This window comes from Acidobacteriota bacterium (genome assembly GCA_026393675.1).
Classification (GTDB): domain Bacteria; phylum Acidobacteriota; class Vicinamibacteria; order Vicinamibacterales; family JAKQTR01; genus JBAXOX01.
In genome coordinates this window covers 280,069-295,171 of sequence record JAPKZQ010000045.1, presented here as the reverse complement: position 1 = coordinate 295,171, position 15,103 = coordinate 280,069, and the positions used below count along the sequence as shown (strand labels likewise).

10 protein-coding genes and 2 pseudogenes are annotated in these 15,103 nt (G+C 66.1%); 3 read left to right on the top strand and 9 right to left on the bottom strand.

Features of this window, described 5'->3' with window-relative positions; translation table 11 throughout:
• Positions 1-7: 7 nt before the first annotated feature.
• The 5 genes and pseudogenes from NT151_12755 to NT151_12735 all read right to left on the bottom strand — a co-directional run bounded on the left by NT151_12755 (position 8) and on the right by NT151_12735 (position 9,694).
• Positions 8-1,174: an FAD-dependent oxidoreductase gene (locus NT151_12755; GenBank protein ID MCX6539784.1), complete on the bottom strand. Its 1,167-nt coding sequence runs from the start codon at positions 1,172-1,174 to the stop codon at positions 8-10.
• 60 nt (positions 1,175-1,234) lie between these two features.
• Positions 1,235-2,617 (bottom strand): annotated as a pseudogene (locus tag NT151_12750) (SLBB domain-containing protein).
• 620 nt (positions 2,618-3,237) lie between these two features.
• Positions 3,238-4,083 (bottom strand): NAD(P)H-dependent oxidoreductase subunit E, encoded by an 846-nt coding sequence (locus tag NT151_12745; protein MCX6539783.1) that lies wholly within the window; start codon positions 4,081-4,083, stop codon positions 3,238-3,240.
• Between the two features lie 646 nt (positions 4,084-4,729).
• The gene (gene metH, locus NT151_12740; protein ID MCX6539782.1) at positions 4,730-8,248 is read right to left on the bottom strand and encodes a methionine synthase; all 3,519 of its coding nucleotides are present in this window, start codon (positions 8,246-8,248) and stop codon (positions 4,730-4,732) included.
• A gap of 120 nt (positions 8,249-8,368) precedes the next feature.
• Positions 8,369-9,694 (bottom strand): annotated as a pseudogene (locus NT151_12735) (methylenetetrahydrofolate reductase C-terminal domain-containing protein).
• A gap of 244 nt (positions 9,695-9,938) precedes the next feature.
• On the opposite strand from NT151_12735, the gene NT151_12730 reads away from it, so the two are divergent.
• A complete protein-coding gene (locus NT151_12730) occupies positions 9,939-11,198 on the top strand; it encodes a DNA methyltransferase (GenBank protein ID MCX6539781.1) in 1,260 nt (419 codons plus the stop codon).
• Between the two features lie 474 nt (positions 11,199-11,672).
• Here NT151_12730 and NT151_12725 read toward each other — a convergent pair whose 3' ends face one another.
• Together NT151_12725 and NT151_12720 are read right to left on the bottom strand one after the other, a co-directional pair.
• Positions 11,673-12,467, bottom strand: a complete 795-nt coding sequence (locus tag NT151_12725; protein MCX6539780.1) for a hypothetical protein — start codon at positions 12,465-12,467, stop codon at positions 11,673-11,675.
• A gap of 172 nt (positions 12,468-12,639) precedes the next feature.
• Entirely contained in the window at positions 12,640-12,801 is a 162-nt protein-coding gene (locus NT151_12720; GenBank protein MCX6539779.1) for a hypothetical protein, read from the bottom strand.
• 79 nt (positions 12,802-12,880) lie between these two features.
• Between NT151_12720 and NT151_12715 the strand changes: the two genes are divergently transcribed.
• Both NT151_12715 and NT151_12710 read left to right on the top strand, forming a co-directional pair.
• Positions 12,881-13,111 carry a ribbon-helix-helix domain-containing protein gene (locus tag NT151_12715; GenBank protein MCX6539778.1) on the top strand — a complete coding sequence of 77 codons (231 nt, stop codon included), beginning with the start codon at positions 12,881-12,883 and terminating at the stop codon, positions 13,109-13,111.
• Positions 13,108-13,521 (top strand): PIN domain-containing protein, encoded by a 414-nt coding sequence (locus tag NT151_12710; GenBank protein ID MCX6539777.1) that lies wholly within the window; start codon positions 13,108-13,110, stop codon positions 13,519-13,521. The genes NT151_12715 and NT151_12710 overlap by 4 nt, the downstream gene beginning before the upstream one ends.
• 28 nt (positions 13,522-13,549) lie before the next feature.
• Here the strand turns inward: NT151_12710 and NT151_12705 are convergent, their stop codons facing one another.
• Complete coding sequence (locus tag NT151_12705; protein MCX6539776.1) at positions 13,550-14,599, bottom strand: PrsW family intramembrane metalloprotease; 1,050 nt, start codon at positions 14,597-14,599, stop codon at positions 13,550-13,552.
• Positions 14,596-15,102 (bottom strand): YajQ family cyclic di-GMP-binding protein, encoded by a 507-nt coding sequence (locus NT151_12700; GenBank protein MCX6539775.1) that lies wholly within the window; start codon positions 15,100-15,102, stop codon positions 14,596-14,598. Before NT151_12700 ends, NT151_12705 begins: the two co-directional genes overlap by 4 nt.
• Position 15,103: the final 1 nt, after the last annotated feature.

Here is a 15,103-nt window from a genome sequence, read left to right as displayed (position 1 = left end):
CAGGCGGCTAGACCCGGGTGAACTCGAGGTCGCATCGCAAGCAGCGCCGGGCTTCGCTTGTGGCTTCTTCGGCTGACAGCGAGAACTCGACCTCCGCAAAACTCCGTTTGCGCACCTCGGGCGGCAGTGTGGGTGGCAGGGCGCGACTGGTCGTCGCGCCCTCGGCGTCGGTGGCCTCCAGCGGCTCGACGTACACCTTGGGGAGATTCGGCGTCGCCGGCCTTCGCAGTTCCTCCCCTCTCAAGTAACGGTCGATGACCGCCGCCGCTTTCTTGCCGGCAGCAATCGCCTCCACCACCGTGTTTGGTCCGGTGACCACGTCGCCGCCCGCGAACACGCCAACCCTGTTCGTCGCAAGTGTCTCGGGATCGACGGCGAGCGTGCCGCGCTCGGTGATTGTCAGGCCCATCGACGACATGTAGTCGATGTCAGGTTCGTCGCCGATGGTCACAATCAGGTAGTCGAGCGGTGTCGTGAACTCGCTCCCGGGAATGGATGTCGGATGCCTCCGCCCGCTGGCGTCCATTCGCCCGAGCGTGTTGCGCACGCACTCGATTCCCGTCAAGCGGCCGTCCCGAGAGAGGATCTTCACCGGCGAGACCAGGCACTTGAGCGTGATGCCCTCGACGAGCGCGGCCCCGACCTCTTCCTTCAGCGCGGGCATGTCGTGCCGCGTGCGGCGGTAGAAGATCGTGACGCTCTCGACGCCTTCCTGGCGCAAGGCGACTCGGGCCGCGTCAACCGCCGAGTTGCCACCGCCAATGATACCGACGTGTCCTTTGGCCAGTGTCTCACCGCGCAGGTTGAAGGCCTTCAGGAACTGGATGGCCGGAATGACGCCGTCGACATTCTCTCCTTCGATGTTGAGGCGACGGCTCTTGTGGGCGCCCAGCGCCACAAACACCGCCTTGAAGTGGTCCGCAAACAGGCTGTCGAGGGTGAAGTCCCGGCCGAGCGCCGTCTCGCACCGTAGATCGATGTGCCCGTCAACCAACGAGTCGATTTCTCTGCGCAGCGTGTCGCGGCGCAGCCGGTAAGCCGGAATCCCGCTGACCAGCATGCCGCCAGGTCGATCGTCCGCTTCGAATACGGTGACGGCATACCCATCGAGGGACAAGTAATGGGCGGCGGTCAGTCCAGCCGGCCCCGAGCCGACGATGGCGATCTTCGGCATGGCCATCGCCGCGCCAGCCCTCCGAACAGGCCGGTACACGGCCGGATCGACGCGATCGGTGACGAACCGTTTCAACGCGCGAATCGCAATCGCCCGGCCCCCGGTTGTGCCGAGGCGGCATCGTTCTTCGCACGGGTGGTCGCACACTCTGGCACAGACCGACGGGAACGGATTGGCCTCACGAATGACCCGATACGCGTCTTCGTACTCACCTCGGGCCAGGTGGGCAACGTACCTCCAGGCCTCGGTGCCGATGGGGCACGCGGACTGGCAGGGCGCGCCAACCAAATCCTTGCAGACAAAGGCGTCGCACTTCCGATCCAGAATGTGACGTTCGTACTCGTGCCTGAAATACCGCAGCGTGCTCAGCACGGGATTCGCCGCGGTCTGGCCAAGGCCGCACATCGTCGTGTCCTTCACGACGACCGCGAGTTCTTCGAGCAGCGCAAGGGCGTCGAGGGTTCCCTTTCCCGTCGATATGTCGTCCAGGATCTCGTGCATCCGCTGCGTACCCTTGCGGCACGTGAAGCACTTCCCGCACGACTCGTCCTTGAGGAAGCGCATGAAGTACTTGGCGATGTCCACCATGCAGGTGTTTTCGTCCATGACGATCATGCCGCCCGACCCCATGATCGACCCCGCTTGTGCGAGGCTCTCGTAGTCGATGGGCAAGTCGAACATCCGCGATGGGATACACCCCCCCGAGGGACCACCTGTCTGCACCGCCTTGATCCGTGCCGTTCCTGAGGGCCCGCCGCCGATGGTGGTGACGATGTCCTCGACCGTCGTGCCCATGGGCACTTCGACGAGCCCGGTGTTCCTGATCTTGCCGACCAGGCTGAAGATCTTCGTGCCCGTGCTGCTCGCGGTGCCCGTGGCTGCGTAGGCTGCCGCCCCTTGCCGGAGGATGGCTGGGATGTTGGCCCAGGTCTCGACATTGTTGATGGCCGTCGGCTTGCCGTCGATGCCCTTCTGAACCGGGAACGGCGGTCGCTGCCGCGGTTCCCCCATCTTGCCCTCGACCGACCGCATGAGCGCCGTCTCTTCTCCGCAGACGAATGCCCCGGCACCCTTGACGAGCGAGATGTCGAAGGAGAACCCCGCGCCAAGGATGTTCTTGCCAAGCAAGCCAAGCTCGCGAGCCTGCCGGAGCGCCACCTTGAGGTGCTTGACCGCCAGCGGGTACTCGCTCCGCACATAGATCACGCCTTCGTCCGCCCCCGTCGCGTACGCGCCGATGATCATGCCTTCGAGTATGCTGTGCGGGTTGCCCTCGAGCACGCTGCGGTCCATGTAGGCGCCCGGGTCGCCTTCGTCGGCGTTGCACACGAGAATCTTGCCGCGCCCGTTTCGCTGCGACGCCAACGCTTCCCATTTCACGCCAGTCGGGAAACCAGCACCGCCGCGTCCGCGCAGGCCGGATGCCTTGACTTGGGCGAGCACCCACACCGGGTCGCCCCTGCTCAGGGCCGATTGCAGAGCCGCGTACCCGTCGTGCTCGATGTAGTTGTAGATCCGGATCGGATCGACTTTCTCGTTGAGGCTGAGGATCGTCCGCACCTGACTCGCGTAGAAGGGCAAATCGTGCTGTTTCTCAATTGGCCGTCCCGTGAGTGGATCCTGGAACAACAGATCATCGACGACCGCTCCTCTCCGAATGGCATCGATAATCCGGGTGACGTCCGTCGGCCCGACCTTCGGGTAGAAGGTCCCGCGGGGCTCGACAAGGACGGAAGGCTCCATCTGGCAGTAGCCGTGGCACCCCGTGACGCGCAACCCGATTGCGCCGGTCAGGCCGCCAGTGAGCAGCTCGCGCTTGGCCGCACGAATGACGTCGTTTGCTCCGCTGGCCTGGCCGCACGTGCCGGCCGGAATGACGATGACGGGTCGAAGCGGGTTTCGGGCTGTCGCGAGACGCGCTCGCAGGACGCCCAACTCGTCAATGGATTCGAGTGGTTCCATAGCCGTTTCCCTTCATGCAGTGGCTCTCGAGCCCTGAGGTCTGAGTTCCGCATTCCGTGTCTCGAGCAACCCGCGACTCATCCCTCACGACACACCACTGATCAGCTGTTGACCCCGCCGAGGTCGAGCCAGTGACCTTTGCAGCCCAGGCGCGAACACACCTGCAGGATTGCGCCGCCCTCCACGATCAGGGGTACAAAGGGCGCCTCGCAATCCGGACAGACCGTGCCACCGCGGAGTTCCTCCATGCAGTGGGGACAGAACACCCGCGTCACGCTTCCCGCTGCGACTCCGTTCTCCGTCTCGAAGGTATGCGTACCGTAGAGGGCGGACAGACGAAGCCACCCGTGCCTGTGCCCGGATGACATCGAGAGCGCGATGGAGGCGTGACCCTCGATCGGGTGCTCTGCATCCATCAGGGTGTGGTTGCATCGGGGACACCTGACGCCGAGCGGGAAGACGCCCTCGTCGCAGACGCGCTCAGCGTCCAGCCCGGCCTGGGCCTCCTGCACGATGTCTTTCACGCGGCCCGTTGACACGTTCGAGAAGTAGTGTCGGTCGACGACGACGATGGGGCCGAGCGCGCAGGCGCCGAGGCAATTCACCGTTTCGAGCGTGAACTGCCCGTCGGCGGTCGTCTCTCCGCGCGCCACATCGAGCCGCTTCTCGAATTCCCCGGCGACGGCTGGTGCTCCACGCACATGACAGGCCGTGCCGAGGCAGACCGTGCACACATGTTTGCCGCGAGGCTTCAGACTGAACGCGCGGTAGAAGGTCGCGATCCCGTACACGTCCACGAGCGAACGCCCCGTTGCGTCGGCCACCGCCTCGATGGCATCAGCGGGCAGGTAGCCGCACTGCTCTTGCACGTCCTCAAGGATGGAGATCATCGACCCCCGCTGCCCGCTGTGTTTCTGAACGATCGAGCGGACATCCTGAACGTCCATTCTCACACCTCCTGATCCCCGGCCGCTGCCGAAGTGGGCGACGCGCCCCTCACCTCAACCGAGAAGACACCGTCGAAACGCCGCTACGCCGAACGAATTCTCCGACGACCGCAGCCCGCCGACACCGGCTGACACGTGGACAGTAATGACGAAGGGGACTGAGAGCGTGAACGAACGGACACCACAGAGATGCGGGAGGACTGGCGTTCCGCCGCGCAGCGGAACAGACACCAAGGGTGATCGCGAGACGTCATACGCCTCGCAAGATCCCGCCTGTGAGGTTTGCCGCCGAACCGTTTTCATCTGCAATCGCGCGGGCAGGTAGCAACTCGAATGAACACAACTCGCACGGGTGCGGTGGGCAACACCCGGGGGGCGGGACAATCAGGGCTGGCACTGTATATCACAAACGAGAACAGGATGGGAGCCTTTTCAAGCGGACTGTGGTTAGTTAGTACGTCATCTGTCCGGGGGATAACCCAGGTTTGGCGCGACGATACATCCCCTAATCACACTCTGCGTGGCGCGATCCGGCGCGATCCGGCGCCTTGACACGCGGCGGCGGGCGGCCCACGATTGATCCACGCGTCGCACTTCATCCAACAGTGTGGCGAGCGCGTGGCATTGGAGGCGAACCCGGCCCCTGTCAAGTCTTGAAGTAGTGCACCTCCTTGTGGTGCACGAGGAGCGTGGCGGTGGATTGCTCGGGGATGAGCTGGCCGGCCGAGGTCAACGTCATGCCCAGCTCTCGCTCGGCGGGCAGCAACTGGAACACCTTGCGATGCTCCTCGACATCCGGCAGGGCGCCAAAGCCCCACGCGAAACGAAGGCCGCGCGACTCGGCCAGCCCCAGTTCCCCGCGGATCTGATCGAAGATCATCTCGGTGGCGGTCTCGGCGGTCTGAACCGCGAGGCCGTGTGAGAAGTAGGCCTCGCTGTACTCGTTCTTCGCATCCATCACATCGAAGCGCTCAGTCGCCGCCGGACCGACGGTTACCACCTGCAGGGCGACGAGATCGCGCGTCGCCGAACCGACGGGGAGGAAGAAGTCCGAGAGGCACAAGCGCTCATCGTCTTTCTGCCGCGGAAACGACAATCGCACCAGCACCTCGTCCGGGGCCTCGGGATTGAACACGAGCAGGTCGTGGCCCTCCGAGAGCGCCGGGAAGTATCCGTAGACCGCCTGCGGCGCGAGCCAGCCCTGCTCGATGGCTTCCTGCTTCATGCGATCGAGGCGTTCCGAGAAATCCTCGCGCACCTGCTTCCATTCCACGCCGCGCTTGTTGGCGCCGCCCCACGACACGCGGAACAGTCGTGTCTCACTGAGGTGTTGGAAGACCTCGCCGAGCGGCATGGCCCGGACGACCCGCGCGCCCCAGAACGGCGGCTGCGGCACGTCCTCGGGAATCGCCACCACCGACGAACGCGCGCCGACCCCCGTCGTGTCGGCCGCCCTCGGCCTCCGGCGTTCCTCAGCGATGTGACGCTCGCGGTCGAGCAGTTCCTTGCGCGAATCCGGAACGACGAGGCGACCGACCGTTTCGAGCCCTTCGAAGGCGTCGCGGCAGTAGAACACGCCGCCCTTGTAGATCCGGTCGTCGTCCACCACGCTGATATCCCGGCCAAAGTCGCGGTTGATGGCGGCGCCGCCCACCAGCACGGGAATCGAGAGGTTGCGCCGGTCGAGCTCGCGCACGACCAGCGGCATCTGGCGAGACGTGGAAACGAGCAGCGCCGAGAGGCCAACCACGTCCGCGCGAAGATCAACGGCCTGGTTGACGATCTCGTTGACCGGCACCTGCTTGCCGAGGTCGTGCACGGTGTAGCCGTTGTTCGCCAGGATGGTCTTGATGAGGTTCTTGCCGATGTCGTGGACGTCGCCGTACACCGTGGCGAGGACAATCTTCCCCTTGGTCGCGCCCTCGGTCTTGTCGAGATACCGCTCGAGGTGCGATACGGCTTTCTTCATCACCTCGGCCGACTGCAGCACGAAGGGCAGGATCAGCTCACCCGCGCCAAACTTGTCGCCGACCTCCTTCATGGCTGGCAGCAGCACCTGGTTCAGGACGCGCAGCGCCACCTCAGAGGTGTCGGCATTCGGATAGCGGTAGCCGGGTTGGCGCGTGAACTCGGCGATGCCGGTGATGTCGCGCACGCCGGTCGAGACCAGCGTGTCCACGTCGGCCTCGCATCCATCGGCCTGGCGGTGCAGGATGCGCCACTGCAGACGTTCGGCGGGGGCCATGCCGGCGGTCGGATCGCCGACGGTGGCCTGGCGCGCCTTCGCGCCCTCGAAGTAACTGATAAACCGCGCGGCCGCATCGGGCCGGCGATTCAAGAGCAGGTCCTCGGCCAGTTCGCGCTGCGCCGCCGGGATTTCCGGGTACGGCGTGACTTGCTTGGGATTCACGATGGCCATGTCGAGACCGGCCTCGACGGCGTGATGCAGGAACACGCTGTTGAGCACCCAGCGCGCGGCCGGCTTGAAGCCATACGACACGTTCGACACGCCAAGCGAGGTGAACACGCCGGGTAGCGCAGCCTTAATGCGCCGGATGCCCTCGAGCGTGTCCACCGCCGTGTTCGCGCTCTCCGGATCGCCGGTGGCGAGCGTGAACGTGAGCGCGTCGAAGATGAGCGCGTCGGGCAACAGGCCGTACTCGCGCGTGGCGATGTCGTAGATCTTTCGCGCGGCCTCGAGCTTGCGGTCCGCGGTGCGCGCCATGCCGTGCTCGTCGATGGTGAGCGCGATGGTGGCCGCGCCGTAGTCGCGGATGAGCGGCAGCATGGCGTCGAGCCGCTGCCGTCCGTTCTCCATGTTGATGGCGTTGACGATGATCCGGCCGGGTGCGGCCTCGAGGGCCACCTCGAGCACCTCAGGCTCGGTCGTGTCGATGACGAGCGGCGCCTCCACCGTCTGGCTGAGCTTCCGGACCACCTGCGACATCAGGTAGACCTCGTCGCGCCGCTCGGTCATGGCCACGCAGACATCCAGCGTGTGCGCGCCGCCCTCCATCTGCTCGCGCGCGAGGGCCGCCACGCCGTCGTAGTCCTCCGCGAGCAGCAGCTCCTTCATCTTCTTGCTGCCCTGCGCGTTCAGCCGCTCGCCGATGAGCATCGGCTTCGGGTCCTGAACGAGGCTGGCCGTCGTGATGCCCGACGACACGAACGGGAACGGGCGAATTGCGCGACGCCGCGGTTTCGCCGCGGCCAGGGCCCCCACCAGCCGCCGGATGTGGTCGGGCGTCGTACCGCAGCAGCCGCCCACGGCATTGAGGCCGAACCGTGCGACGAAGTCCGCCATGTCGCGTGCGAACTCGGCGGGCCGCAGCGGATACTCCGCGCGGCCGTCCACGTTGACGGGCAGACCCGCATTCGGCAGGCACGAGATCGGGATCGACGCGTGCTCGCCCAGCCAGGCGAGCGGCGCGCGCATGTGCTCGGGACCGGTGGAGCAGTTGATGCCGACGACATCCACGGGCATGCGCTCCAGGGTGGCGAGGACGGCGCCGATGTCGGTGCCGAGCAGCATGCGGCCGTTCGGATCGAGGGTAACCTGCACCTGCACGGGGATCTTGCGGCCGGTGCGCGCGAAGGCGTCCTGGATGCCCATCAACGCGGCCTTCACTTCGAGCATGTCCTGCGAGGTTTCGACCAGGAGCAGGTCGCAGTCGCCGTTGATGAGCGCCTCGGCCTGCTCCGCGAACACGTCCGCCAACTCGTCGAAGGAGACGCGCGAGAGCTCGGGATCAGACGAGGACGGCAGCTTGCCACTCGGCCCGATCGAGCCGGCGACGAATCGGCGCTGACCCCGCGTCGCGTGCCGATCGGCGACGCGGCGGGCGAGGGCGGACGCAGCGCGATTGATCTCCGGCACGCGCGTCCCCAGGCCGTACTCCGCCAGCGTCAGGCGGTTCGATCGGAACGTGCATGTTTCGATGACATCACAGCCGGCCTCCAGGAACGACGCGTGCACCGCCTCGATGATCTCAGGCTTCTGGAGCACAAGGTAGTCGTTGCAGCCCACATACTGCTCGCCGCCGAAGTCGGCCGCCGTGAGGGCGTGTTTCTGAAGCTCCGTGCCCATCGCGCCGTCGAAGACCACGACCTTTTCGGCAAGCGCGTCCAGGTACTGGCGTTCGGTATGTTCGGTTGGGGGGCGCAGCGCCGCCGCGGCTGAACCGGTGCGGCTGCGGCCGCGCGTGCGCACCGCCAGCGGCTGGGCCGCCTCGAGCACGTGCGCCGGCAACTCCTTGAGGTTCGCCTCCCGCACAAGGCGCGGCACGATGAGCTCCCAGCCGACGGCCATGATATGGACGCCGCGCACGCCCGGCAGGCGACGGACGCGATCGATGATCTCGAGCGTGATCTGCACGCCTTCTTCCTGCGGATCGGCCGAGTGCTCGAGGCGATCGATGAGGGCCTGCGGAATGCGGATCCCCGGCACGGCCGTCATCGCGCGTGCTGCGCGGGCACTGCGCACCGGCGTGATGCCGGCCAGCAACGGCGCGAGCGCGAGCACGCCGGCCTTGTCGAGTTCGGCCAGGTAGCGCTCGAAGTGCTCGACGTCGTACACGAGGTTGCTCTGGAAGAACTGCGCGCCGGCGTGCACCTTCTTCAGTTCGCGCAGCGCCTGGATGCGCGGGCTCGACGCCGAGGGCGACGCCGCGGCGCCCAGTAACAGGCGCGGCGGACTTGCGATGGCGCGGCCGTCGAGATACATCCGCGCGTCGCGCATGCGCCGCAGGATCCACAGCATCTGGATGGAGTCGATGTCCCAGATATCCATGCGGCTCTGCGGTCCGGGCCCCTGTTTTGGGTGGTCCCCGGTGAGGCACAGCACGTTGCGCACGCCGAGGGCCGCGGCGCCGAGAATATCCGCCTGCACGCCCGTTCGGGTACGGTCGCGCGCGGCGATCTGCATGACGGGCTCGACACCCTGGGTAATCGCGATCGCGGCGCATGCCAGAGATGACATGCGCGCCGTCGCCGACGGGCTGTCGGTGAAGTTCGCGGCGTCGACATAATCCCGCAACAGGTTCAGCGTGCGGATCAACTCGTCGGGCGCGACCGACAGGGGCGGCGCCACCTCGGAGGTGACGACGAACTGGCCGCTGGCGAGTTTCTCCTCGAGAGAGGAAACCGGCTGATGGGCCGGCGCCGGGTGCGGCTGGTCGTCGCCGTTCCACCACCACGGCTGGCGGATCTCGCGGAAAAGCGGGTCCCAGAACGCCCGGCGCTCGTCTCGGCGTTTCACCAGACTGGCGGCGGCCGCGCCGTAGCCGCGGTCGCGCACCTTGCGACCCACCTCGAGCCAGGTCTCACGGCCCGTGCGCGACCAGTCGAGCGGCGGCAGGATCTCCATCAGCTTGTCGGTGCGGCCCATCCGTTCGGCGCGCTCGTAGATGCGATACCAGATGCACGGCCGGCTCGAGTCGACGTAGCACCCCTCGGGTGTCGAGCCGCCGCACGGGCCGTTGCGCAAGCCCTTGGGGCACTCCATCGGGCAGATGTACGCGGTCTCCTGTAGCAGGCAGTTGCCGCACATCCGGCAGCCGAACAGCGCGCCCTTGACCTGGCGCTCGACGAACGTTATCAGCCGCTCGGGCATCGGCTGTCTGGTGAATCCGTAGTAGGCGGGTTGATAACGGCGTCCGGGGGTCAGTCCTGGCATGCGACCTCTCTCCTTGGGTTGGGGAATACTACCTCAGCTGCAACCGTTTCCTGTGGCATGCTCTCGCGCGTGGGGGTCTGCCGCGCGGCGGAGTGGTGCGACGTCCCGATGACGGCAGCCGATTTCACGGAAGGTGCCTTGACACGCGGCGGCGGGCGGCCCACGATGAACGATTGTGTCCATGACCGCTGCCGAGCTGCTGCACCACGTCCGCGACTTCCGCTGGCACCACAAGGTGACCGCCGAAACGACCACCTCGGCGGCGTTGGCCGACGGAGGCCTGGTCGAGGTGCCGACTTTCATCAATGAGTTCTGGACCAGCCGCCAGCGCGACGCGCACAGCCTTCACGAGATCTCGTACCGCGCGTGCTTCAAGCCGCAGTTGCCGCGTTTCTTCATCGATCGCCTCACCGAGCCTGGTGACGTCGTCTACGATCCGTTCGCGGGTCGGGGCACGACACCGCTCGAAGCGTCGCTGGCCGAGCGGGTGCCGGTGGCCAACGACATCAACCCGCTGACGGCCGTCCTGCTGGCCCCCCGCCTGGCGCCGCCGGCCATGACAGATGTCCAGCGCCGCCTGGCCGAAATCGACTTCCAACGCCGCGTCGAACTGCCGCCGGATTTCGACGTCTTCTACCATCCCGACACGCTGCAGGAGATCTCCGCTTTGCGGGAGTATCTGCTGACACGCGAACGCGACCGCACGCTCGACGACGTGGACCGCTGGATTCGCATGGTCGCCGTGAACCGTCTCACCGGCCATTCGCCGGGCTTCTTCTCGGTCTACACGCTGCCGCCCAACCAGGCCACCTCGGTGAGTTCCCAGCGGAAGATCAATGTCAAGCGCGGACAGGTGCCGCCGCGCCGTGACGTGCGGGCGCTCATCGGCAAGAAGAGCAGGGCGCTGCTGAAGGACTACCAGTCGGTCGAACCGACGCTGCTCGGCGACCAGAGGTCTGCCGGAGAGACTCATGGGGCAGGCGCCCGGGCGTTGGTCGTGACGCGCCCCGCTCACGCGACGCCGGAGATCGCCGACCATTCGGTGGATCTCGTCGTCACATCCCCCCCGTTCCTGACGGTCGTCAACTACAAGGGCGACAACTGGCTGCGATGCTGGTTCTGCGGGATTGATCCGACGGCAGTCCACATCACCAACGTGCGCAGTCTCTCATCCTGGCAGGCCGAGATGACTCGGGTGTTCCACGAACTCTATCGGGTGCTGAAGCCCGGCGGCTGCGTCGCCTTCGAAGTGGGCGAGGTGCACAAGGGCTCGATCCGGCTGGAAGAAATTGTGGTGCCTAGCGGTCTGGCGGCGGGGCTCGAGCCGGTGTTCATCCTGATCAACGCCCAGCGGTTCACCAAGACCGCTAACCTGTGGGGTGTGGCCAACAACACGATCGGGACCAATACGAACCGGATCGTGGTGTTTACGAAGCGGTAGTACCCGCGTTGCCGCTGGCACGAGAAAGCGGGACCCGCCCGCCCGGATTCCCGCAGCGAACGCCTTGGGGCAGGCTCAGCGGGATCTGATGTCGACCGTGACGCCGGGCGCGCTGGATTCCACGCGCGCGCTCGGACGCTCCTCTTCGTGCTTCAGTTCGATGACGCCAGCCGTTCCGCAATCCGCGTGGCAGCGGTCCTTCTCGTCGCCTGACGTGGACGTGGTTGACCTCGCGGAGGGTCATGTCGAGGTCGAACGTGGCGGGATTGGGCAGGTGAAGGAGAAGGTCCGCGGCGCACGATCAGATCCTCGCGAGCCGCTCACTGCCGCACCGACGGTTGACGGTTTGCGGCCATTCAGCGGTAGTGGACGTTTCCGGTGTGGCGATTGCACCGCCGTTCGTCAACTGCTTGAGGGCCTTCGCCCTGTCCGCCGGCCACCTGAACATGCGCCAAGTTTGTCCGGCTCGGGTCACTACGGCAGCCCGTACTTGGACCGCAGAAACGCGTACCACCGAGCCTCGAACGCCTCGGTCGTCACGCCGAGCGCGCGGGCCAGGTTGCCATTCTCACGAATCAGGCCCACCAAGCCCGGCAGGCCCCACTCCGAGACGATGAACTCTCCCAGCAGGTAGCCGACCTCGTAGATCTGCCGGCTCGTATTGAAGTCGGCATCGAGCGCCGCAAGCGTCGGGTAGCGGCCGGCAAGCATGTAATCAAGGCTCGCGGGGTTGACGAACTCACCGTTCTCATAAAGCGCCACTGTCTCCCACAGCCAGCGCGGGTTGTTGCCGATCGTCGCGTTCACCGCCAACGAAACCACGTGGACGAATTCGTGGGTGGCGTGGCGCGCCACCGTGGCGTCGGCCAGCACGCCGAGGTTGCGCACGCCAAAGACGTAGCCGCGGCTGCCGGGATAGGTCTGCCCGATGTTCCCACGCATCGCGTCGTAGAAGGACGCGGCGTCCACCCAGATCCAGGCTGCCACGACCGGCAGGTCGCCCGTGTGCAAGTCGGTTGTGACCCGGGGATAGGCCGACTCCAGCGCATCGGCGACCGCACGTAGGGTTGCCGCGTCGCTCCGATCGGCGAGCATCCTGAAGTGGGCCGTGGCGAGCTTTTCGGCCAATTGCTCGAACGGGCTTTCACCGGTACTCGGAGCAGACGGGCTCCGCGCGCAGGCTGCGACCAGCGTGGCCGCGAGCACCAGAAACGCGACCACTCCGCAGGGGTGCGTCTCGGCGGTCAGGTTCTTAGGTCGGAACGTCACCGGCTCCCTCAGTCCGTTGCCTTCAGTATAACGACGTTATCGGCCGCAACGGGCGAGGCGCCCACTGCTCCCGCGCCTTGAACACCAGGATCAGGTGTGGCGACATATCATCCACCGCCTTGATCAGCACGTCGCCGGCGTCGTTGGCGTACCCGACGATGCGCTCTCTGGGTCAGAAGTGGACGTCGGCGCCCTGCGCAGGATCGCGATCGATGCTGTCGAGCCTGGCGCCCGGCCGCAGGTACTTCTCGAGATTGACGAGCCAGTCCATGGGCTTCGAGAAGACGGCGCTGACCGACGGTTCGGGCCGGTGCATCGCGATGGTGAGCGCCATGAGAGGGGCCGAGCCGGTTCCGGACTCCCGGGCAGTTGACCTCGTGGCCGAGCGCATTTACCATATATGGCAGGTATATATGGACAAGACCACACTCTACCTCGATAGCGACGACTACCGCCGCCTCAAGCGCGTGGCGTACCACCGCCGGATCGCGCCCGCCGCTCTGGTTCGCGAGGCGATCGCCGAATACGTGGCCAAACACGACACCGTGCGCGTCGCGCGCAGCATCGCGTCGGCTCGCAGCGGCCATGCCGACCTTGGCGAGCGTGCAGAGGAATATCTGGCAGGATTCGGAGCGCCGCGATGATCGTCGCCGATACCGGGGCCATGATCGCCTTGTTCGACCGGAGCGATCGTCATCACGAGACGGTGAGGCGGTTGTACGAAGACGACCCGGACGCGTGGCTCCTGCCCTGGGCCGTCCTCCCGGAGATCGACTACCTGGTCGCCGCGCACCTTGGTACCCGCGCCGAGGATCTTTGGCTCGCCGACCTCGCGTCCGGGGCGTTCGCGGTCGAGTGGGGCCGCCAGGAGGATCTCGCGGCTGCCGACCGGCTCTGCCGGCGCTACAAGACCCTGCGCCTGGGACTGGTGGACGCCGTCGTGATCACGACGGCGGAACGCCTGCGCGCCGAGGCCATCGCGACGCTCGACCTGAAACACTTTGGTGCCGTGCCAATCAAGGGGAAACCGCGCCTGCTCCCCCGGGACGCCTAGCAAGAATGGGAATGCAGCCGGAGAGTCCCTATCCTCGCGTCTGGAACTCGTTCAGGCGATTGACCCAGTCCGCTTCGAGCGCCGCGTCGGCGGGCTCGTCTCCATCAGCCACACGATGACGATGGAAGGCCAGCTCGCTCGCGGCCCGGTGAAACGCCCGCCGACGCCGCCACGCCACCCAGCCCTCGCGGGTCAACGCGACCGTCGACGCGTGCAGGCGCCCCCGCACCGAACACAGCGCCTGGTGCTCCGTGTCGCTGAGCACCCCGCGTTCGCGATCGACCGCCAGGTACGTATGGATCAGGCGGCCTTCCGAACGCAGGCTGAACGCGGCCACGGCAAGAAGCGCCATCATGGCCGGCACCATCACGGCCGCATACACCAGGAAGAAGACGCATCCCATCGACGCGCCGGCATTCCAGGTGGCGTGAAGGCCGATCGCCCCCACCAGGCCCAATGACGGCGCAACAGATCGCACCCACCGCCGATGCGTTTGTCGAGCCACGCCGAGTCCAATACCCGTCAGCCCGGTGAACAGCGGATGCGAGAACGGCGCCATGACGCCGCGAAGCGTAAAGGTCACCGCCAGTCCGCCGGGGCCTTCCTTGATCAGCGCACGCCCGTAATAGTCGATGTTCTCCATGAACGCGAATCCCAGTCCGACCATCGCCGCGTAGATCAATCCATCGACGACACCGTCGAACTCCGTCTTTTTACGCGAGTAGAAGCGGAACAGGATGAAGGCCTTGAGCACTTCTTCGGCGAGCGGCGCGGTAAGGATGGAACTGAGGCTCTCGCCCAGGCTGGCATCCATCACCTGGTTGACGATGCCGGCGACGACAATGGCGACCGATGCACCCCACAGAAACGCCATCGCGAGCATGCCCCGAGGCTCGGGCTCGAACCGGTCGAGCCACAGGGCCGCGGCCAGATAGATGGGCAACGGCAACGCGGACGCCACCAGCGCCGCGGCAAAGACGCGCGCGCCCAGCCCGGTCGCGGTGGCCCACAACACGACGGCGGTGGCCACCCCCAGCCAGACCAGTGTGCGAGGCTTGACGAGTCGTTGGCCCGTCACTGGTCTCGGCGGTTACCGAACTGCAGCGCGATCCCGAAATCCTCGGCGCGTAACAACTGCATCACCGCCTGCAGCTCGTCTTTCGACGGGGACGAGATCCGCAATTGGTCGGCCTGGATGGCGGCCTGCACCTTCTTCAGCTTGCGGTCCTTCAGGAACTTGACGATGGCCTTGGAAGTGTCGACTGGGATGCCTTGCTGGAGCGTGACCACGCGCCGCACCGTGTCGTTGCCTCCACGCTCGATCTCGCCGAGCGTGAGGTTCTTGACCGGCACACTGCGCTTGACCATCCGGCCCTGCACGATCTCCCACAGCGCCTGCATCTTGAACTCATCGTCGGCGACGAGCGTGATGGTGTTGTCGGCGCGGCTGAACTCGATCGCCGCCTTCGAGCCCTTGAAGTCGTACCGCTGAACCACTTCCTTGCGGGCCTGATTCAGTGCATTGTCCACTTCCTGCAGATCGACAGTTGACGTCACATCGAACGAACACGTGCCAGCCATG